This window comes from Tunturiibacter empetritectus, from assembly GCF_014201375.1.
GTDB classification, from domain to species: Bacteria; Acidobacteriota; Terriglobia; order Terriglobales; family Acidobacteriaceae; genus Edaphobacter; species Edaphobacter lichenicola_D.
In genome coordinates this window covers 1,329,256-1,350,792 of sequence record NZ_JACHDZ010000001.1, presented here as the reverse complement: position 1 = coordinate 1,350,792, position 21,537 = coordinate 1,329,256, and the positions used below count along the sequence as shown (strand labels likewise).

Sequence of the window (21,537 nt, the reverse complement as noted above, 5' to 3'; positions counted from 1 at the left end):
GTGAGCCGGGACGACCGGTCAAGAAAGATGACGAGACGGGTGTTTGTAACTGGCGGGGCTGCGGTTGCGGCCTCTTATGCTGTGCTGGTGATGCGGAGAGCCCCTGGGGTCGAGGCCAGCGTGACGATTCACGGGACACCGGGTGAGGTCACCATCGTCAACTTCAGCAATGACGGGAAGAGCCTGGGGAAGCAGACGGTTCAAAAGATCGTAAAGACCGATGGAGAGTGGCTTCAACAGCTGGGCAAAAACTCGTTTGAGATCTCGAGAGAGGCGGATACCGAGATGCCCTATTCGGGCGTGAGCCTGAACGAGCATGGCAGGGGTGTCTTTCGCTGCGTCGGCTGCGATACGGCGTTGTTCGACTCGCAGACGAAGTTCGAATCGGGTACCGGCTGGCCGAGCTTCTGGGCGCCGATTGCGAACGAGAATGTCGCCGAGGTCGCAGATCGTTCGCTGGGGGTGGAGCGCACCGAGGTCAAGTGCGTGCGGTGCGAGGGGCATCTCGGGCATGTCTTTGATGATGGGCCGGCGCCGACGGGGCTTCGGTATTGCATGAACTCGGCTTCGATGAAGTTTGCGAAGGCTTAGGCTGCGATCGAGCCTATCGCTGGCATCTCTGACCGTGTTTGGAGTTACGAAAAATCGCGGCTCTGACGGGATAGACTAACTAACAGGATGAGCCAAGACCACGTTCTCGCCCACAAACACTGCATCAAGCATCGAAGCGAATTGGAAAAGAGCAGTCTTTGCGGCTGCTTTTATTGCCTTGCCATCTTCCCACCATCAGACATCGTTGAATGGATCGATGATGGCCAGACCGCCCTATGTCCAAAATGCCCCGTGGACTCAGTGATTGGCTCTGCGTCTGGTTATCCCATTACGGCTGAATTCCTACATCGTATGCACGACCACTGGTTTTAGCCGGACAATTTCAAATTGAGGCACTACCTTGAGTTACAAAGACTCGATGTCAAGAGTTCGGACTATCGGAATTACAAATTCCCCCCGTTGCAGGGGAACCGATTTAGAGACAGAGAAAAAGGCATCCCGAAGGATGCCTTTTTCTCTGTGTTGCAGAGGCTACTACGGGAGGTAGTAACGCATGCTGGTGAAGACCATGTTGTTGGTCGCCTTGGGGCTGCCGTAGGTTGTGGTGGCTGCACCGGCGGCGCTTGTGATACCAGACCACGCATCGCGCGTGAGATAGCTGTACTGCATCTGGTACTGGAGGCGTCCGTACTTGGGGTTGGTGTAGACGCGGTAGGTGAATCCTGCCGTTCCTTCGAACACGGCGCGGGTTGCACCAGCGCAGCTTCCGGCGCCTGCTGGGTTATAGGGGGCAGAACCAGCGAACGGGTTCGTCGTGGTGGCAGTGGGCAGGCCTTCGGTGCCGCAACCTGAGTCAACTGCGTTGGTTGGCGCGTAGCCGATCTGCTTGCCGGCGGAGGAGCCGAGGGTGCTGAGGTAGATGGTGCGCTGTGCGTACTCGCCACCGAAGTAGCCGAATACGTCGAGCTTCTTGGTGGGGTGAAGCTCAAGCGAACCGAGAGCCTGGTAGTTCTTGATGGGCTCGAGAGTTCCGTCCGGATGAACGGTGATATCCGGAAGGGTGGAGGTGCCGTAACGGCCTACGCCGGTGCCACCGAGGAAGTGGACGCCGAAGTCTGCATAGTGGGTGACGGGAACGCGGGCGTTGGCGAAGAAGCCGCCGCCGACCTTGGTGTTGTTGGCCGCACCAGCAGCCGATGGGACGGTGAGGGTCTGGTTGGGGTAGTAACGATCACGGAACCAGCGAGCCAGACCGCCGGCTTCGAAGTGACCAACCTTGGCATCGTAGGTGAACTTGACGATGACGTCAGGAGCGATGTTGTTGGAGTAGTTGGCGGTCAGGTTATAGAGACCGCCGCCGGTACCTGCGTTACCGATGAAGAAGTTGTTGTTGGCGTTGGACGCGGAGTAGACGTACTCAGCCTGTTCGACCGCGATTGCACCGGTGAAGCCACCGATCTTCTGCTGGAACCGGACTCCCGGCTGACGCTCCCAGCTGAAACCGACCTGGTACTGAGCGTCGATGGTCATTGGGAGATTTTCCGTGCGGTTGTCGGTGCTCTTCTTGGTTTCGGTGACGAGGGACCACATCTGACCGCCGGTTACCGTGAAGCCTTTGTTGGTGGCAGCCTGACCCCAGATCTGACGCTGACGGAGCGTATAGCTGTTGCTCTGGTTGTCGTTGCTGGTGGCGCCGGCGGAGAGGAAGTCAGCTTCGACGTAGCCGGAGAGCTTGAAGGGGCCGGGGTTGGCGACAAAGAGTGCGCCGATGCGGCTCTGACGGCCAGAGAAGTTGAATTCGCTGGTGTTGGACTGAGCTGCGCCAGGATAGGGGGTGGCGTTGAATGGCGTGTTGACGTCGGAGTTGAGCGAACGCTGACGATAGACGGATTCAGCCGCGAAGAAGGCAACGGGAGTGATGGCGACACCCTTGTAGTGAATGGCCAGAGGCGACTCGAGTTCGTCCGAGATGGTCTTCTTGGTGTCGCTGATGGTCTGGGCGAGGCCGACGTTGGTGGTCTTGAGGTCTGTCACGGTGCTGTTCAGGCTGGAGACGGCATCGGTATTGGTCGAAACCGTTGCGGTGAGGCTGTCAGCCTTGGCCGATGCATTGGCAGCTGCTGTCTGTGCATCCTGAGCGGACTGCTGAGCGGCCGCAAGCTTCGCGTCCTTGTCGGCATTCTGCTGTTTAAGAGCATCGATCTGGGCCTGTTGGCTCAGCATCTGCTCGCGCAGCTCGCGGATCTGGCGTGCCAACGGGCTCTCGACTGGCGCCTTCTTGTGAACTGGCGCCTTGCTGGTCGTCTTTTTCGTTGCCGTGCTGGTTTGCGCCTGGAGAGATATTGAACTGATAACCAATATCGCTGCCATAGTCGCTCGTAGTTGCTTCGTCATGGAACCTCGCAAAAGTATGAAAAGGCATAAGGACAACAAGAAAGGGTGCGGGGCTTGTAGGCCCACTCCAACTTTCTTCCTTTGCTCTTTGAGTTATGCTCACAAACTCGTGTGAACAGAGGAATAATTTGTGCGGTATTCACCGAGAAAATACGTTTCACTGTGGATATTTCATGAACTTTGGTATTTTTTTGATTTTTGCTGACTGAATTGAGTAACCCCTTGGGTTGCAGAACTGATTTACCGTTATGTTCATGTCCTGTTACCGTGTTGGCGCTCTCCTGGTGGGATTTGGCCTCTTTGCTTCTGTCGCTTCGGCTCAGTCTTCAATTAATGGGTCTGCTCCGTCTGCTATTAAGTTGATCCCGATGCCGCGCGAGATACATGCGGCGGGGGATGAGGCGCTGACGCATGGGGTGGGTATCTTTTGCGTGGCTCCTTGTGCTGTGGAGGACCGCTTTGCGGCGGACGATTTGGCTGCGTCGCTGAAGGAGCGCGGCATTGTGGGATCGGCGGGGGCGGTTGCGATTGAGCTGGCGCGGACGAGTGCTCATCCGGAGGTGAAGTTTACCGACGAGATGAAGGCTGAAGGCTATGTGATTACGAAGACTGGGAACACGCTGGCCGTGGTTGGGGATTCAGCGGCGGGGGTGTTTTATGGGGCGCAGACGGTTAAGCAGCTGATCGAGGGGGATGGGGGGAAGGCGGTGCTGCATTGGGCCAGCGTGAGGGACTGGCCGGCGATGAAGTATCGCGGGCTGGATGACGATCTGTCGCGGGGGCCGGTGACGACGCTGGAGTTTCAGAAGCACCTGATTCGGACGCTGGCGGCTTATAAGGTCAACTTGTACTCGCCGTATTTTGAGCATACGCAGCAGTATGCTTCGAATCCGCTGATGGCTCCGCCGGGGGGAAGTGTTTCTGCGGAGGAGGCTCGGGAGCTGGTGGAGTATGCGCGGCTGTATCACATTGATGTGGTGCCGGAGCAGGAGGCGTTTGGGCATCTGCACCATAATTTGGCGTGGGAGCAGTATCAGCCGCTGGCGGAGACTCCGCATGGCGCGGTGCTGGCGCCGGGGCAGCCGGGGTCGATTGCGCTGATCAAGCAGATGTTTACGGAGTTGGCGGCGCTTTATCCTGGGCCGTTTTTGCATATTGGCGCGGATGAGACGGTGGACCTGGGACTGGGGCAGACCAAGGCTGATGTGGATACCCGAGGGCTTGGAGCGGTCTATTTGGATTTTTTGCAGCGGATTGTGACGGAGTTGAAGCCGCTCAATCGAAGGTTCCTGTTTTGGGGGGATATCGCGCAGGATTCGCCGGACTTGCTGAAGGATCTGCCGCAGTCGTTCAAGGATTCCACGATTGCGGTTGCGTGGGTTTATAACCCCGAACCTCGTGGATATGACCGGTTTCTGACGCCGTTTACGAATGCGGGGATGGAGACGTGGGTGGCTCCGAGCGTGAACAACTTCAGGAAGGTCTATCCGAACAACAACTATGCGCTGGAGAATATTCAGCGGTTTACGGCCGACGGGCAGCGGCTGGGGTCTACGGGACAGCTGAATACGATCTGGAATGATGACGGGGAAGGGCTCTTCAATCAGGATTGGTATGGGATTCTGTTTGGTGCAGCGGCGGCCTGGCAGAAGGGCGAGTCTTCCATTCCAGAGTTCCAGAACGCTTACGGGCAGGTGTTTCATGGAGACGCGACGGGGGATCTGAATGAGGCGCAGAAGGAGATGATGCTGGCGCACTCTGTACTGAAGGAACAGGCGAAGGAGGGGGATGGAACCAACAGCATCTTCTGGCTGGACCCGATGTCGAAGGATGGGTTGCGGATTGGGGCGCAGGTGCTTCCGTATGCGCATGAGCTGCGGCTACATGCGGAGCGCGCTCTGACTCTGATTGCACAGGCAAGGGCTGCTGCGCCTGCGCCGCAAGCCGCCTCGACGGGGGCCAAGGCTTATGATCCTGCGGACTCTTATCCGAGTGCGCCTACAACGCTTCGAGAGACTGCAGCGATCGACGCGCTTGAGCTCGGCGCTCGGCGCATGGATCTGATCGGGTTGAAGTTTCAGCTGTCCGAGGAGATTGCGCAGGGTTATCAGCGCGCCTACGCGATGCAGAACACGACGGATAAGAAGCAGCGCATGAGCGTGAGCCGTGAACTGTCGGATATTAATGGCGTGAACGGTCGAATTCAGGATTTCATTGACGCCTATTCCCTACTGCGTGATCTGTATGAGCAGGCGTGGTACCGGTCGAATCGCGCGTACGCGCTCCGGCCTGTGCTGGAACACTACGACTACATGGTTGGAATCTGGGAGGGTCGCAGCGACAGAGTCAGGAGCGCGCAGCGTCAGTGGTCGGATACTCACACGCTTCCGCCTGCTGCAGACCTGGGCATACCGCCTCCGGCCCCTGCTGCGAAATAACTCTTTCGGGAGATGAGTGGCGCTCAGGTCGCGGAATCTGGCAATCTAAAAGACCATGCTTTCGACGGACTCCATCGGCCTCTCACTCGGAATTGATTTCGGCACTACGAACAGCTCCATCGCGTTTTGCCGCAAGAGCGAAGTGGAATTAGTCTCCTTTCCTGCGGGTGCGGCGACGACGGAGTCATTCCGCTCCGTGCTGTATCTGGAGCTGCATAGGCATGCGAGTCGCACGCAGATTAAAGGATTCACTGGGCCGCAGGCGATCGAGCACTATCTTCGTGCCGAACATAAGGGCCGGCTGATTCAGTCGCTCAAGTCCTATCTCACCAGCCGGACGTTGACTGGGACTGAAGTGTTTGGACGGCGTTACACCATTGAAGACCTGATCGCTCGCATCCTCACCGATCTGAGATTATCTGCCGAGCGGCAGTTAGGCCGTCCAGTGCGCCATGCCACGGTGGGGCGGCCGGTGCGCTTTGTTGGTGCCGAGAGTGTTGAAGATGATGACTTTGCTGTGCAGCGGCTGCAACAGGCGTTCGTTCATGCTGGTTTCGAGTCGGTCGAGTTTGAGATGGAGCCGATTGCGGCGGCCTACGCGTACGAGTCCACGCTGGATCACGACGAACTGATTTTGATTGGGGACTTCGGCGGCGGCACGAGCGACTTCTCGTTGCTGCATGTTGGTCCCGGCGTTCGCGCGCGAGGTCGAACGGCGAAGGATCTACTGGGTAACAGCGGGCTCGGGTTGGCGGGTGACAGCTTCGATGCGCGAATCGTTCGTAAGCTGGTGTCTCCGGCGCTGGGATCTGACAGCCTGGAACGGTCTTATGCGCAGGCTCCGGACCGTCCGGCGAGCATCATCCCGGCGGCTCCGGCGTGGATCTATGCCAACCTGGAGCGCTGGCACTACCTCTCGTTTCTGAAGACGCGAAATGTCGCGGAGATTCTGAAGAGCGCACGGGCGCGTGCGCAGGAGCCGGAGAAGATCGAAGCGCTCATCAACTTGATCGAAGAGGACCTTGGATACCAGCTACATCAGGCTGTCCAACGTTTGAAGGTTGAGCTGTCGCATCACGAGTCTGCCGAGTTTCACTTTCGCGATGGCAGTATGGATCTTGTCGCGACGGTTGAGCGCAAGGAGTTTGAAGGGTGGATCGCGGACGAGTTGCAGTCGATTGAGCGGTGCGTCGATACTCTGCTTGCTACAAGCAACATTCCTGCGGGAGAGGTTGACCGAGTGTTTTTGACTGGAGGAACCAGCTTTGTTCCTGCGGTGCGTCGCATCTTCGAATCCCGGTTCGGTGCATCGCGAGTGCGTACAGGCAACGAATTTACGTCAGTTGCGCGGGGGCTTGCACTGCGAGCCGAAGAGGTTCGAGTAAGAAGCCACTAGGATCGCCGAGCTTGAGGCGAGACGTTACGAGACTGCCTTGACTGCTTCCCTTGCCCGCCAGAGCGCGCCTTCCAAAGAATCGACAACCCCGTCCAGGACTTTGACGCCGGGGGAGGAGGTCTTGAGAGCGGCTACCATTGCGCTGCGAACCAGCGAGATGTGCTCGAGGATACTTCCAGTGCAGGCCGCGTCGATCTTGCGCCTGCCGCCGGACTCCTTCATCTTCAAGGCGACGAGAGCTACCTGCTCGGCAAGCTCTACGCCTGCGCGCTCGAGGACCGCGATGGCGAGTTCGTCGCCAGCCTCTGCACATCGCACGATGACGGGGACGAGCGCTGGGAGGTCTGGACCGGGGCGGGCGTTGGCCCTCTCGACGATTTCGCCGAGAGATTTGAGTCCCCAGAATTCTCCGATCTCGGCGAGTAAGGTAGTTGCGACACCGCGATCTTTGGCCCAGAAACCGGCGCGTAGAGCCTCCTGCGCGATCCAAAAGCCGGAGCCTTCGTCGCCCAGAGCCGGGCCCCAGCCGCCAGCCTGATACATGGCTCCGTCGGCGGCACGGCCGATGATGTTCGAGCCTGTGCCGGCGATGATGAGGACGCCGGGGCCGCCGTAGAATGCGCCTTCGAGGGCGATCTCGTCCTCGCTTAGGAGGTGCAGATCCCCTCCAATGACGGCTCCGATCTCGCGCTCGGCCCACTCGCGAACGGCGTCGATGGATAGACCGGCGAGTCCGACGCAGGTTTGTGAGAGCTCGCCGAGGCTTACGTTGGCCACTTGAGAGACCTCTGCCAGCATCGCCCGAAGGTGCGAGGAGGCCTCCGCTTCGCTGACACGCATGAGCTCTACGCTTCCGGTGACGGCGCGGCCCAAGATCGTCGTTTCATCTGCCAGGAGACAACGTGTCTTCGTACCACCTGCGTCGATTGCGAGAAACAGAGCCATAGCTTGAAATGATATGTCAGGCGCAGGGGCGCGGAACCCTCTGTGGGTGCAACCTTCGTTCGGCGCGTTTGATGGGAGCGGTCTGCTGCGTGCAAGCGGGCTATCGCTATACACTGGCACGAATGTATGCTGCCGTAACTCCAACGCGTCTTCATCCCTTCGATCTTGGTCTGATCGTCGTTTATCTGATCGGTATTACTCTCTTCGGCTTGCGGTTTCGGAGCGGGAAAGATCCGAATGCGAGATCGCTGCGCAGTTATTTTCTGGCTGACCAGACGATTCCCTGGTGGGCGATTGCGCTGTCGATCGTCTCTGCGGAGACGAGCACACTGACGATCATCAGCATTCCGGGTGTGGCGTTTGCGGGGGACTTCGGGTTTCTGCAGATTGTGATCGGGTACATGCTGGGCCGTGTGGTGGTGGCGTTGATCTTTCTGCCCAAATATTTTGAGGGGCGAATGTTGACTGCGTATCAGCTGATCGATCAGCGCTTTGGACATACGTTGCACAAGGTGACTGCGGGATTGTTCCTGCTGACTCGCGCGGCGGCGGAGGGAGTGCGGGTGTTCGCGGTGAGCATCGTGGTGGGGATCGCGATTGGGACGCGGGATGTGCTGTCGATTGGGATTATCTCGGCGCTTACGCTGCTGTATACGTTCGAGGGCGGGATGGCGGCGGTGATATGGACCGATGTGGTGCAGATGGTGATCTACATTGGCGGGACGATGGTTGCGATCTTTACGCTGGGGACGCATGTGCCCGGGGGGTGGTCGCAGATACACGACGTCGCGGCGGCGGCGGGTAAGTTTCGGCTGTTTCATTTTGCGCTGAACCTGACGCAGAGCTATACGTTCTGGGCGGGTGTGCTGGGGGGAACCTTCCTGACCATGGCGTCGCATGGCACGGATCAGTTGATGGTGCAACGGATGTTAGCGGCGCGGAGTCTGCGGGAGTCGCGGCTGGCGCTGCTGGCCAGTGGTGCGGTGATTTTTTTGCAGTTCACGCTGTTTCTGCTGATCGGTGTGGGGTTGTATGTCTTCTATGGGCTGCATCCAGCGGTGTTCGCGTCGGCTGATCGGATCTTCCCGACGTTCATTGTGCGAGAGATGCCGATCGGGATTGCGGGGCTGCTGGTGGCGGCGATTCTTGCGGCGGCGATGTCGAATTTGAGCGCGGCGTTGAACTCGCTTTCTTCGACGACGGTGGTGGACTTCTATATGCATTGGCGGCCGGAGGCGGATGACCGCGAACGGATGATGATCTCGCGCTCGAGCACAGTCGTTTGGGCGCTGGTGCTGTTTGGGGTGGCAGTGTATAGCGTGTTTGCTGGCGGAAAGGGACACGTGGTGGAGGTGGGGTTGTCGATTGCTTCGGTGGCCTACGGGGCTTTGCTGGGTGTGTTTTTGCTGGGGACGCTGACTCGATATGCGACGCAGACGGGAGCGATTCTGGGGATGATGTGCGGGTTTGGGCTGAATCTTTTGCTGTGGCTCTCGCCGGGTGTGATCAAGGTTGGGCCAGTTACGATTCCGCACATCGCGTTCACCTGGTATGTGCTGATTGGTTCGATCGTTACGTTCGTGATTGGGTCGGTTGGTAGCTTGCTGTTTCGCGGGGATGGCACGACGCGGAAGCCGCAACGATCTGCGGCTAAGGTGGCTGGGATTGTGATCGCGCTCTCGCTTCCCTTTCTGCTTCCATCGCGAGGGGCTGCGGAAGAAGCTCAGGTAGAAGCGCATAAGGGCTACGACTTCAGCGCGGTTTCGACGCTTGTGGATGAGGCGATCAGCGCGAAGAAGGTACCGGGTGCGGTGGTGCTCATCAACCATGATGGACGAACGGTGTTTGAAAAGGCGTATGGGAATCGTGAGCTTGAGCCTGCTTTGGAGCCGATGACGGAAGATACGGTCTTCGATATGGCTTCGCTGACGAAGTGTCTGGTTACGGCTACCGCGGTGATGCAGCTTTATGAGGCGCATAAGCTTCAGTTCGACGATCCGGTGGCGAAGTATCTGCCGGAGTTTGCCGTGAACGGGAAGCAGGCGGTTACGATTCGTGAGCTGCTGACGCACTACTCGGGTTTGCCGGAGGATATTGACCTAAAGGATGCGTGGGGGCTGGCTGCTCCGGATAAAGCGGAGGGGATTAGGCGCGCGATGAATGCGACGCTCGAGAGTGTGCCGGGAACGCACTTCAAGTATTCGGATATTAACTTCATCACGTTAGGGGCGCTGGTGGAGAAGATCAGTGGGCAGCCGCTTGAAGAGTATGCACAGGAGCATATTTTGGGACCACTGGGGATGACGCATACGCGATATCTGCCGTTCGCTGAGGCTTGCGGATCGTTTGAGGCAGCCGGATCAGCGATTGTTGGTAGGCCGAACTTCACCAAGAGTGCACCGGGAAATGGACAGACTGCGGTGACTATATCTGATTATTCGTGCCCGCCTCCTAAGTGGATCCCGTTCGCACTCGATCCTCAGATTGCGCCAACCGCTTATGACGATCAGGGTACGGCGGCTACGAATCCTGACTTTGGCCGGATGCTGCGTGGGACGGTGCATGATCCGACGACTCGGCGGATGGGCGGAGTTGCGGGACATGCTGGAGTGTTTTCTACGGCTGCGGATGTTGCGTTGTTTGCCCAGGGGCTGTTGGATCGGCTTGCGGGTAGGCCGAGTAACTTTCCCTTGACCCAAGCAACGCTAAAGCTGATGACGGAGCGGGAGCAGCCGTCTACTGCGGTGACTGGCGCAACGATCTTTACTCCAGATGGAAAGACGACGACGGGCGTTGCGGTGCGGGGATTTGGCTGGGATATCAACTCGGCGTTTTCACGGCCGCGCGGCGAGGTCTTTCCGATTGGGAGCTTCGGGCATACGGGATTTACTGGGACATCCCTGTGGATGGATCCGGAGCGCGATAGCTTCGTCATTATTTTGTCGAATGCGATTCATCCGCGTGGAGCGCCCCCTATCTCAGTGTTGCGGGGACAGGTGGCCTCTGCTGCGGCTCGTGCGATGCGGGTTGGCGTGGAGCATTCAACGACCATTGCTGGTGCTCAGACGCTCACGGGATTGGACGTGCTTGAGGCTACTCACTTCGAGGCTCTGGCGGAGGCTGCGAAACGTCACGGCAATCGCCTGAGGCTGGGGTTGCTAACGAACCAGACTGGGCTTGATCGCGAAGGCAGACGGACGATCGACATCTTGCAGCACAGCCTGCCGGAGGTTGAGCTGAAGACGTTGTTCTCTCCGGAGCATGGTCTTCTTGGGACCAAAGATACTGTGAAGATCGGCAATGATGTAGATCCAGCGACCGGACTTCCGATACTGAGTCTGTATGGCGCGAAGCCTGAGCAGCGCCATCCCGGCCTCGAGTCTCTGAAGAATCTTGATGCTGTGGTGATTGATCTGCAGGATGTGGGGGTTCGGTTCTACACGTATGAGGCGCTGGTTGGATACTTTCTCGAGGCGGCGGCGCAGGCTCATATTGAGATTATCCTGCTCGATCGTCCGAACCCAAACGGCGGTGTGGCGGTGCAGGGGCCGGTGTCTGATGCAGGGGCCGAGTCCTATAACAACTACATGCCGATGCCTGTTCGCAACGGCATGACTCTCGGGGAGCTTGCTCTCTACTTCAACAGCGAACGGCGGGTTCCCGGTCCGACTTCGCCGAACATTCTGATTCCCATTCACGCGCAGCTGGTTGTGGTGCCGATGCAGAACTGGTCTCGCGTACAGTACTTTGATGAGACGGGATTGAAGTGGACAAATCCGAGCCCGAACCTGCGGACTCCGACGGCGGCTACGCTCTATCCCGCTGTGGGCCTGGCTGAGATGACGAATATCTCTGTCGGCCGCGGCACAGACAAACCTTATGAGCATATTGGCGCGCCCTACATCAATGCGCCAGAGCTGGCGGCCTACCTGACCGCGCGAAAGATTCCTGGAGTGAGCTTCGCACCGACTAACTATGCGGTTGCAGAGGACTCCAATCACTATCCCTCTCATGGGAAGGCGATCCCTGGGATTGCTTTTACCGTGACGGACCGAGTTGTTTTCAACTCTCCTGAGATGGGGATCGAGCTGCTCAGCGCGTTGCACCATCTCTATCCGGAGTTTCAGCTGGCAAAGGCTGCGTACCTGGTGACGAATGTGGATACGATGCAGGCGCTGACCAACCTTGACGATCCCCGTAAGATCGCAGCCGGCTGGGCGACGGACCTGGCTACTTTTGAGCGCCGACGCGAGAACTACCTGCTTTACAAGTAACCCGCTTGTGACACGAATTGTGTACCATGCGTGGAGCCGGAAGTCATAATATTCCTTGGTCTCTTCGCCTTATTTACGTCACAATAGTGGAACGCTCCCAGATCGAAGGTCTCCTGAATGCCCCGTATCAACTTTCAACAGCAACTGGTCGCTCTCAAAGATAAGCTTCTTGCCATGGCAGCTCTGTCACAGCAGGCTCTTTCGTTGTCGCTCGAGGCGTATCTGACTGGGGATCTGAGTCTTTGCGACCACGTTAAGGAGATCGAGGCTGCGATCAACGCGGCGGAACGTGACGTAGACGAGATGGCGTATGACCTGCTGGCCAAAGAGCAGCCGATGGCTATCGATCTTCGTTTCATTCTGTCCGTGATTAAGATCAACGGCGATCTGGAACGCATTGGAGACCAGGCGACCAACATCGCTTCGCGTACCCAGTACCTGCATGATTCTCCGAAGATCTCTCTGCCGATCGATATACCGGATATGGGCGAGAAGGTTGGGGTGATGATCCGCCGGGCGATTCAGTCGTTGCTGGAGGCGGACGCGAAGCTGGCGGAGTCCGTGCTTGCGATGGACGATGAGATCGACGATATGAACCGCGATGTGCAGAATGAGTTGATTGAGGTGATGCAACAGCATCCGGTGGTAAGTGGGCAGGCGTTGAATGCGATCATCATCTCGCGGAACCTGGAGCGGGCGGCGGACCACGCCACCAATATCGCCGAAGATGTCATCTTCTGGGTTCGCGGTTCGGATGTTCGGCACAAGCTCTCCCTCGCAGAGGCGGATTGAGTCATGAGTGCGCTGACAGACGGAGGGGCCTTGACGTGTGGTCCTGGGACAACTAAGCTTAGATTTATGGTGAGTTCGACTCAGCTTACGCCAATGGCTTGTCGCACGTGTTGTCACGACTGCGTGCGCCGTTGCCTTTGCCTGAGTTGTAGACTTACCCGATAAGTCTCCTTTTTCTTAGCAAAGCCACCAGCGCCCACTGAATACGGTGGGCCTTCTTGTTTCTGCCACACACAAAAGGATACTCCTCATGAGCACACCAGCCACACCCGTTCTTAAAGAGACCAAAGCACAAAAGTCTGAACGCTTGAAGCTGGCGAAGAATCCGTGGGAGGCGTGGGAGGAGGTTCGTCAGTTTGCTAAGGAGGGCCGCGAATCGGTTCTTCCGGAGTGGGCCGGCCTCTACTTCAAGTGGTGGGGGATCTATACCCAGGGCGATGGTGTGGGAGCCACAGGAGGTGTCGGCGGCGAGGGGAAGGCGACCGAGTACTTCATGATGCGTATCGGCCTGCCGAACGGGATTCTTACCAGCGCACAGTTGCGGGTCATTGCGGATCTCACGAAGAGGTATGCTCGGAATCTCGCTGATATTACGACGCGGCAAAATATACAGCTGCACTGGCTGACCATTGAGGCATTGCCTGAGGTGGTGGATGCGCTCACTGCGGTGGGGCTCAGCCCAAAGGGCGCGTGTGGTGATGTTGTCCGCAACGTGACGGGCTGCCCGCTGGCTGGAATAGATGGACACGAGCTTGTCGACGCTTCGCCGCTGGCTGTGGAGATTGCGCACAAACTCACGGCCAATCCCGAGTTCTATAACCTGCCACGCAAGTTCAAGATCTCCGTCACCGGTTGCCCGCTGTGGTGCTCGTACCCGGAGATCAACGATGTTGCGCTGACGGCCATCAGACGTACGATCGACGGCAAGGAAGAGGTTGGCTATACGTTGCGGGTGGGTGGCGGTCTGTCGACGGAACCTCACCTTGCGGTGCGTATCCCTGCGTTTATTAGGCAGGATCAGGCGTATGCGGCTGTGCATGCTACGGCCGAGATATTTCGCGAACAACAGGAGCTACGAGAGAACCGCACTCGCGCTCGAATCAAGTATCTATTTATGCGACATGGCTGGACTGCGGAGTCTTTTCTGGAGGCCTTAGAGGCCAAGCTGGGTTACAAGCTGGATCCGAGCCCGGTCACCGAGGATGTGATTCCCGATGATGTTTATCGTGATCATATTGGCGTCGCGCCACAGCGTCAGGCTGGGTTGTCGTCGGTGGGCGCCAGCGTGCTGCGTGGCCGCCTCTCAGGGGAGCAACTCCACCAACTGGCGGAGTTGGCAGACCAGTATGCAGGCGGAGAACTTCGCACGACGATTATGCAGAATATCCTGATCGTCAATGTGCCGAACGAGAAGACGACCGATCTGGTGTTGGCGCTGAATGGAATGGAGTTGCATGTGGATGTTTCAGCCTTCTGGCGGGGAGCGATCGCGTGCACCGGTACGGAATTTTGCAAGCTGGCGATTGCAGAGACAAAGGGCTTTTCGAAGTGGCTGGTCAGTGAGATGGAAGAGCGCCTGCCAGGCTTCGACCAGCAGATCAAGCTTCACGTTACAGGCTGCACCAACAGCTGCGGACAGCACTGGATCGCTGACATTGGGCTTGAGGGCAAGAAGATCAAGAAGGACGGGAGATTGGTGGACGCCTTCTATTTTTGCGTGGGAGGAGCGGTGGGTAAGTTCGCTCGGACCGCTCGACCATTGGGCTATCGTGCGGCGGCGGACGATGTTCCGGATGCTATTGAGCGGTTGTTGCGGAGGTATCTTGAGGCTCGTGAGCCGGAAGAAGATCTGCGAGCTTACTTTGCGCGCACTGATGACGATAGCCTGCGGGCCCAGCTTGCTGGTACGGTGATCGATCCTGTGGAACGCGATGCTCCACCGGTCGGCGCCGGCCGCCACGCGCCGGGAGAGTAACCTAGTTTCATGGATCTTTTCCCTATCTTTCTGAAGATTGCCGGCCGGCCATGCATCGTGATTGGAGCTGGAAATCTTGCTGAAGCGAAGATCGACTCGCTGCTGGCGGCTCACGCAAAGGTGACGGTGATTGCGCCGGAAGCCCGTCCTCACGTGGTCGAGAGGGCGGCGGCGGGCGAGCTCGAATGGCTGCGCCGGGATTACGTGGAAGGTGATCTGCTGGGGCAGTTCCTTGTGGTCGCGGCGACCGATAATCCTGTGGTAAATCGCGCCGTTTTCCGGGAGGCGACCGAGAAGAACCTCCTCTGCAACGCTGTCGACGATCCCCCGTTCTGCGACTTTTACTTTCCTTCTGTCGTGCGGCGTGGCGATCTGCAGATTGCTATTTCGACCGCTGGGGCTAGCCCGGCGCTGGCACAGAGGCTGCGCAAAGAGATCAACTCGCAACTGCCTTTGGATGTCGGCGACTGGCTGACCGACCTCGGGAATCTGCGCCGTGAGGTGACACAGATGGAGCCGCTAAATGAAGAGCGGAAGTGGCTGCTTCACCAACTCGCACAGCGTGAGGTGTGCGGCTATGAGGCCTGCCCCTCCCGCCTGCTTGCCCGTGAGCATGCTTTGAAGAATCCATTCCCCGAGAAGAAATCGTGAACGCTGCTGCTCAGCCAGGAACCGTCTACTTAGCAGGTGCAGGACCGGGTGACCCGAACCTGCTTACCCTTCGAGTTCTTCGACTACTTGAAACAGCGGACCTGATTCTGCCTGATGATCTGGTCTCAGCGGAGATCCTGTCGCTGGCCCATGGGGGGGCGGAGGTTATACCGGTCGGGAAACGGTGTGGGCAGCCGCGCATTACGCAGGCTGAGATTCACGTTCTTATGCTGGGGGCGGCGCAGGCGGGCCGATCCGTGTTGCGGCTGAAGTCCGGCGATCCGTTGATCTTTGGGCGCGCGGGCGAGGAGATCGGCGCACTGCGTGGAGCGAAGATTCCGTTCGAGATCGTCCCCGGCATTACGACTGCTTTTGCTGCGGCCGCTAGACTAAAGACGCCGCTGACAGATCGCAGCGCAGCTTCAAAGCTGATTTTGGCTACAGCGCACCATGCGGCGGAGAAGCTGGAACTGACGCCGAAGTGGGCGGGAGCTCTGCCGGAGGACGCCACGCTGGTGATCTATATGCCGGGCCGCAGGTTTCGTGCGTTGGCAGAGGATCTAATCTCTTCAGGAATCGCCGGTGAGACGCCGTGTGTTGCAATCAGCAAGGCAACTGCGGCGGATGAGCATGTTTACAGCACAACTCTTGCCGAGCTTGACGATAGCGCGGTGGGTCCTGCTCCTGTGATCCTGCTGATCGGCAATGCTATTCAAGCGCCGCAGCAGGTCACAAGAGGCTTAGGACAGTCTTAGGCTTTGAATCTGCGACGGATTGCACCAGCTGCGCCGACCACTCCCGTCAGGACGAGGATGTAGCTGGAAGGCTCGGGAACAACCGGGACCGGTGGAGCAGGTGTGTCGGGCGTTCCGGGAGTATCAGGGGTGCCGGGTGTTCCTGGTGTACCTGGAGTCCCAGGAGCGCCGGGGGTTCCAGGTGTACCTGGGGTGCCGGGTGTTCCTGGCGTACCGGGGGCTCCCGGGGTGCCTGGTGCTCCTGGAGTACCGGGGGCTCCTGGGGTGCCGGGTGTTCCTGGTGCGCCCGGGGTTCCTGGGGTGCCGGGAGAGGTGGGGGTTCCTGGAGTTCCTGGGGTGCCTGGAGAGCTTGGAGGTATTGTTGCTCCCTTGCCTGGAGTGCCGGGAGGCAGGTCGCCACCGCCGAAGACTGGCGTATAGACGGGTGGGCCGCCCTGCGGAAGCTCGGGGGAGACGCCTCCATAGGAAGGAGGCGGTGGGACGTTGTTGGAGGCGATCGGCTCGCCCAGCCCGGTTGGCAGGAGATCGATGGCGTCATTGAGAGGGAGTTCGGTGTGGAGGGGGCCTGGTGTCTCCTCTGCAAGGAGCGGCCCGTCGCTGCCGCCGTCGGGTAGAACGCCACAAGCCAGGTTGATTCGGTGGAGCGTCTGTGGGCGAGTCATGCGAGGGCCAGGTGCGACAGCGGGAATCAGCTTTGGCTTCGGCTGAGGCTGGATCTTGCGTTGAGCGTACAGCTTGGCGCGGCGCTTTGCAGCAGCGATACGCTGGATCTGGCGGGAGTGCGCCAGCTCCTGGCGATAGGCGACAAACCAACGCTCACAGTCGGTTGATGCGCTTACGCATGAGGCAGAGACACTTACAAAGATCACCAGAAGCAAAAGATAGGCAAAACGACGCATAAATCCCCTAAGAAAGTTCTCGTCCATCCAGATAGTGCCTTGTTGGACGAACGTTGATGCTAATGCAATCAGTGGACCAAATAGAAGGCACGTTCAACCTGCTGGAAGTTGCAGTATTCAAGCTAAATCTTTGCACAGTTGGGAACATATTACCCTGCACTAGCGAATTGTTTTCTCTTTTTCTCTCTTTTTTGTTTACCAAATGGGAATTCTTGTTGACGTCGACGCTCTTTCGCCGTGGATGGGGCAGGCGTAGTGACGTCAGGCTGCCAGTTGGCGTCGGCACGACGAAGATGGCATGTCGGGTCGCCGCTACGCAATTCATTGCAAGTCGACCACCAAAATTGACTCACAGCACCAAGATTTGACCCACAGGCACAACATTTTCTCCCGTTTTGCGTTCTTATAGATCAGGATGCCGGGCCTTCTCAAAAGGACTGGATCCTGCACAGCCACTGACGCTTGACAGCGTACTGGGCTTTGCTCAGGAGATTTGAAGATGCGCTTTCTACGCTATTTCGCTCTGCTCGCCTTGCTGATTGTTCCGGCAGCGGCTTACTCCCACGCCCAGGTCTCAGTTGGCGTCGGCATTGGCGGCCCTGTTTACGGGGGTTACGGCTATGCGGCTCCAGTCTGTTCGTACGGGTACTATGGCTACTATCCCTACGCCTGCGCACCTTACGGCTACTATGGTCCTTCGTGGTTTAGCGGCGGACTCTTTATCGGCGCCGGCCCGTGGTATCGCGGCGGCTACTATGGCTACCGCGGCGGTTGGGGCGGCTACGGCTATCGCGGTGGTTACGGCTACCGCGGCGGCGTCGGCTACCATGGAGGCTATGGCGGTGGATACCGTGGAGGCTATGGCGGTGGATACCGTGGCGGATTTGGCGGCGGCGGATACCACGGCGGTGGAGAAGGATTCCATGGCGGTGGCGGCGGATTCCATGGCGGTGGTGGCGGTGGTGGATTCCACGGCGGCGGTGGAGGTCACGGTGGTGGCGGACACCGGTAACAGTTGGTCAATTGATTCATAAAAGAACGGCTGCGGGCTATAGAGTCCGCAGCCGTTCTTCTTTAATCTGAAATGCCTTTCGGTTTCTTTCTCAGTCGCTCCGGATGCCAGGGTCGAGACTGTCTTTAGGCCAGGCGGCCTTCGGCCTGCTTGGTGGCTTCGTAGATCTGGTCGAAGGATTCGACGGCGTAGAGTACGGGCTGCATCTCGCTGGTCTGGAACTCCTGGTTGAGTACGGCGTCGAGGTTGAAGTCTTTGACCTCGCATCCTCCGGCGAGGACCCGGGTGCACTCGCCGTGGGAGGAGATGAGGCCGCTGCCGTAGACCTTGATCTCGCCGTTCTGGCGGATAAGGCCGAACTCGACGGTGAACCAGAAGAGGCGGCCCATGCGCTCGAGGGCCTGGGGGTCGGTGAGGCGGGCGCAGATCTTTCCGTAGCTTTCGAGAAAGTCGGCGAAGACGGGGTGGGCGTGCATGGGGACGTGGCCGAAGACGTCGTGGAAGATGTCAGGTTCCGGGGTGTACTCCATCGAGTCGCGGGAGCGGAGCCAGGTGGTGGTGGGGAACATGCGGGCGGCGAGCATCTCGAAGAAGGCGTCTGCGGGGAGGAAGCCGCTGACGGGGGTGGACTGCCAGCCGGTGCGGGGCTGGAGGAGGGCGCTGACCTCGGTGAGGTTGGGCAGCTGGTCTTCGCGGAGGCCGATCTGCTTGAAGCCGTCGAGATACTCCCGGCACGCGTGCTGGCGGAGCTGGGGCATGCGGCGGGTTACGAGTTCGCTCCAGATGGCGTGCTGCTCGGGGGTGTAGTCGGCCCAGGTCTGTTCGATAAGGTACGGCGCGGCCACCTGCAGTTTGCCTTGGGCCAGATTCAGCGTTGAGGTTGCGATTCCCATGGGTTGTGTTGTCGGCTCCTTATGACAGCAGAAGGATACATCTTTATGACGTCGATTGTGTCACTGGGGATACGGGGTACCCCCGGGGGGTGGGGTATTTTAGGAGTAAAACTCTTTGATTCAATGATTTGCAGCCGGTATTCGCTCGCAAAGCATTCAATCTAAAAGGGCTGCGCCTAAAATACTTTGATTCAGCTAGTTAGCTCTTGATGGCAAGGGAAAACCCCGGACCTGGGCCGGGGCTTTTCCTTTCTGCTTTGAGTATAGCTGGTGGAGGGAAACTAATGCGCCACGGGGATCTGCTTGCGGGTGAGTGAGTTAGGTGGTTTTGGGGCTTGACAGAGGGCATTATCCGCGTCCGGGCAAATGCTGCCGAGGCGGGTGCGAAGTCAGACCCTAATGGCAGCGCGCGAAACTCCGCTGCGGATTCCCTTCCCGGATAAACATCACTTCCCATAAGCCGACCTGCAGGGTGAAACGCTTCCTCATCGCGCGGCGACTTTTCTCCTTCGCTGCTCGCTCTTCTTAAAGACGTAGCCTTTTAGACCAGGTCGCGCGGCGGGGGAGCCAAAACAGCGTCATTGACAGCAAGCGGCGGCGGCTAAAGTGCCTTCGCCCTGTCCGTGTCTGGGTCACGCGAAGAGCCACCGATGAACGGCGGCAGCGTGTCGCAATAGATGGGCTGGGGTTTCAGGCGGATTGCACCACGGGCTGCTAGACTAGGCGGCAAGTAGGGTCACTTCTGACAAGGAGATTGGCAATGTACAGCGAGCTAACGGTAGACGAAGAAATTGACCAGGAACAACATTTAACTATTGCACCGGTGCAACAGCCAAGCGTGAAACCCAACATATCCCCCAATCTTTACGAAGATTGCACGGGCGCGTGCTCACATCCAGGTTGCTTGAGGACTTGCAACAAGGTCAAAGGGCATCATGGCTCATGCGACTGCGGTAAGCATTGATTTAAGGGATGTCCGTCTGACCGATATTTTGAAACTGAATTGTAAAACGCGTAAACCCTCGTTTTAACGCGAGGAAACGCTGCCCAGCCAGGCCAGCGCCTTCTCATACGAAGCACGGGCCTCCGAAAGCCGTCCCAGCCTGCGACACAAATCCGCACGGGCGGAGTGCGTGAGGTGATAGTTGGAGACTTACTCGCACGTTGGCAGGCTATCCGGAATCAGTCACTGGCTCTTCTAGTGGATGTTTCCCGTTGATGCGGTTATGATTCAGCCGGTCTAGATTTACAAAATCAAGAATCTGCAAAATTAGGGAGGTCCACATGAATAAGAGAGTTTGTTCTGTGCTCGTCGCATTGATGGCCACCTGCGTCGCTGTACTGGCACAAGTGCCGGCGACCGCGACCGCGCCGCCTAATCCGATCACAAGCAGCGAAAAAGGGTTTTATGGATTGGTCAGCAGCGAAGTAGTTGCCGCCGCCGAGAAGATGCCGGAAGAAAGCTACTCTTTCAAGCCAACACCGGAGGTTCGCAGTTTTGGCCAACTCGTCGGCCACCTGGCGGATGCGCAGTACGGTTTCTGCTCGACGGCTATCAGCGAACCGATTCCCGTGAAAGGAATTGAGAAGACCAAGACCTCGAAGGCAGACCTGGTGGCAGCGCTGAAAGACGGCGTAGCTTACTGCAACAAGGCGTTTGCCGGCATGACAGACGCGCAGGGTAGCCAGATGGTGAAGATGATGAACTACGATCTCGCCAGGCTTACTGTCCTTTCAGTCAACACGGCACACACCGATGAACACTACGGGAACATGGTCACCTATCTGCGGATGAAAGGCATCGTTCCGCCAAGCAGCGAAAGACAGGCTAACCAGGGACAGAAGTAAGATCGCGTGGGTTCACTTGAAGACTCTTCCGCGAGGCACTCTTGTTACTTTGCCAAGAGTCGAGGCAGCATGTCGCCGTAGCCCCAGATCACCGTGCCGACGATGCCCGTAGCATAGCCACAGTACAGCACCAGATGATAGCGATGGGGCGGGTCCAGGATAAGCTCGATCTCTCTTTGCACGGATAAGAGGCCTTGTTTCAGCGCAATCGTGAGCTTTTGTTGCAAAAATCCGGCAAGTCTGAAGGTAGCGGCCGCGCCCACCAGACACATCACCGAACCCGTCCGACTAAACCAATCGGTTCCCGTCTTGCTCGACAAGAGGTAAGAGAACGCTGCGAAGAACCAGGAGCTTACCAAGAGGAGACCCACCAAGAGGCAGCTTCGGTCCAGCTCCACGTATAACGATTGTGGCGTGATCTGTTTTGGGTTCATTATGGTCTCCGTGCTGGCGGGAACGTTATCTTCAGGGCGAGATACCTGGGAGATGGAACGACCCTTTGACCGCTTAGATAACGCGTCGTCAGGATGGGAGTCATGCCGCGTACAAAGTCAGCTACCTCTTAGCGTGGAGGGCTGCGCGCGTTCGGCGTGGACCGCCCTTTTTTGCGGGGGGTAGAGATAACAGCAACGACAAACGCAAAAGCAAATACGGGGATCCTTCGACTGCGTTGCTCACAAAAAGCCGTGAGCAACTTCGCTCAGGATGACGGG

At 58.2% G+C, this 21,537-nt stretch carries 15 protein-coding genes; 10 read left to right on the top strand and 5 right to left on the bottom strand.

Translation table 11 applies throughout. The annotated features are described in order from the left end of the window. Positions 1-27: 27 nt before the first annotated feature. Entirely contained in the window at positions 28-591 is a 564-nt protein-coding gene (gene msrB / locus HDF10_RS05845; RefSeq protein ID WP_260177626.1) for a peptide-methionine (R)-S-oxide reductase MsrB, read from the top strand. Positions 592-1,086: 495 nt separating this feature from the next. Here msrB and HDF10_RS05840 read toward each other — a convergent pair whose 3' ends face one another. After that, the gene (locus HDF10_RS05840) at positions 1,087-2,922 is read right to left on the bottom strand and encodes a hypothetical protein (RefSeq protein WP_183811301.1); all 1,836 of its coding nucleotides are present in this window, start codon (positions 2,920-2,922) and stop codon (positions 1,087-1,089) included. A gap of 272 nt (positions 2,923-3,194) precedes the next feature. Between HDF10_RS05840 and HDF10_RS05835 the strand changes: the two genes are divergently transcribed. Continuing rightward, the gene (locus HDF10_RS05835; RefSeq protein WP_311732672.1) at positions 3,195-5,384 is read left to right on the top strand and encodes a beta-N-acetylhexosaminidase; all 2,190 of its coding nucleotides are present in this window, start codon (positions 3,195-3,197) and stop codon (positions 5,382-5,384) included. Between the two features lie 55 nt (positions 5,385-5,439). Further along, positions 5,440-6,780 carry an Hsp70 family protein gene (locus HDF10_RS05830; protein WP_183811296.1) on the top strand — a complete coding sequence of 447 codons (1,341 nt, stop codon included), beginning with the start codon at positions 5,440-5,442 and terminating at the stop codon, positions 6,778-6,780. A 24-nt stretch (positions 6,781-6,804) separates the two neighbouring features. On the opposite strand, the gene HDF10_RS05825 is transcribed toward HDF10_RS05830, so the two are convergent. Beyond that, positions 6,805-7,725, bottom strand: coding sequence for an N-acetylglucosamine kinase (locus tag HDF10_RS05825; RefSeq protein ID WP_183811294.1), 921 nt, complete (start codon positions 7,723-7,725; stop codon positions 6,805-6,807). 122 nt (positions 7,726-7,847) lie between these two features. Here HDF10_RS05825 and HDF10_RS05820 point away from each other — a divergent pair, with 122 nt between their 5' ends. The 5 genes from HDF10_RS05820 to cobA all read left to right on the top strand — a co-directional run bounded on the left by HDF10_RS05820 (position 7,848) and on the right by cobA (position 16,172). After that, positions 7,848-11,999 (top strand): sodium:solute symporter family transporter, encoded by a 4,152-nt coding sequence (locus tag HDF10_RS05820; RefSeq protein WP_183811637.1) that lies wholly within the window; start codon positions 7,848-7,850, stop codon positions 11,997-11,999. A 117-nt stretch (positions 12,000-12,116) separates the two neighbouring features. Continuing rightward, complete coding sequence (gene phoU, locus HDF10_RS05815) at positions 12,117-12,791, top strand: phosphate signaling complex protein PhoU (protein WP_183811292.1); 675 nt, start codon at positions 12,117-12,119, stop codon at positions 12,789-12,791. A gap of 250 nt (positions 12,792-13,041) precedes the next feature. Further along, the gene (locus HDF10_RS05810; protein WP_183811290.1) at positions 13,042-14,766 is read left to right on the top strand and encodes a nitrite/sulfite reductase; all 1,725 of its coding nucleotides are present in this window, start codon (positions 13,042-13,044) and stop codon (positions 14,764-14,766) included. A 9-nt stretch (positions 14,767-14,775) separates the two neighbouring features. After that, positions 14,776-15,417 (top strand): precorrin-2 dehydrogenase/sirohydrochlorin ferrochelatase family protein, encoded by a 642-nt coding sequence (locus tag HDF10_RS05805; RefSeq protein WP_183811288.1) that lies wholly within the window; start codon positions 14,776-14,778, stop codon positions 15,415-15,417. Further along, positions 15,414-16,172: a uroporphyrinogen-III C-methyltransferase gene (gene cobA, locus HDF10_RS05800; RefSeq protein WP_183811286.1), complete on the top strand. Its 759-nt coding sequence runs from the start codon at positions 15,414-15,416 to the stop codon at positions 16,170-16,172. The genes HDF10_RS05805 and cobA overlap by 4 nt, the downstream gene beginning before the upstream one ends. On the opposite strand, the gene HDF10_RS05795 is transcribed toward cobA, so the two are convergent. Further along, positions 16,169-17,071, bottom strand: a complete 903-nt coding sequence (locus tag HDF10_RS05795; RefSeq protein ID WP_183811284.1) for a PEP-CTERM sorting domain-containing protein — start codon at positions 17,069-17,071, stop codon at positions 16,169-16,171. The genes cobA and HDF10_RS05795 overlap by 4 nt on opposite strands. A 499-nt stretch (positions 17,072-17,570) precedes the next feature. Here HDF10_RS05795 and HDF10_RS05790 point away from each other — a divergent pair, with 499 nt between their 5' ends. After that, entirely contained in the window at positions 17,571-18,083 is a 513-nt protein-coding gene (locus HDF10_RS05790) for a hypothetical protein (protein WP_183811282.1), read from the top strand. A gap of 125 nt (positions 18,084-18,208) precedes the next feature. Here HDF10_RS05790 and HDF10_RS05785 read toward each other — a convergent pair whose 3' ends face one another. Next, positions 18,209-18,976 carry a phenylalanine 4-monooxygenase gene (locus HDF10_RS05785; protein ID WP_183811280.1) on the bottom strand — a complete coding sequence of 256 codons (768 nt, stop codon included), beginning with the start codon at positions 18,974-18,976 and terminating at the stop codon, positions 18,209-18,211. A gap of 1,284 nt (positions 18,977-20,260) precedes the next feature. Between HDF10_RS05785 and HDF10_RS05780 the strand changes: the two genes are divergently transcribed. Further along, positions 20,261-20,824: a DinB family protein gene (locus HDF10_RS05780; protein WP_221271415.1), complete on the top strand. Its 564-nt coding sequence runs from the start codon at positions 20,261-20,263 to the stop codon at positions 20,822-20,824. 44 nt (positions 20,825-20,868) lie between these two features. On the opposite strand, the gene HDF10_RS05775 is transcribed toward HDF10_RS05780, so the two are convergent. Continuing rightward, positions 20,869-21,258 (bottom strand): hypothetical protein, encoded by a 390-nt coding sequence (locus HDF10_RS05775; protein WP_183811278.1) that lies wholly within the window; start codon positions 21,256-21,258, stop codon positions 20,869-20,871. Positions 21,259-21,537: the final 279 nt, after the last annotated feature.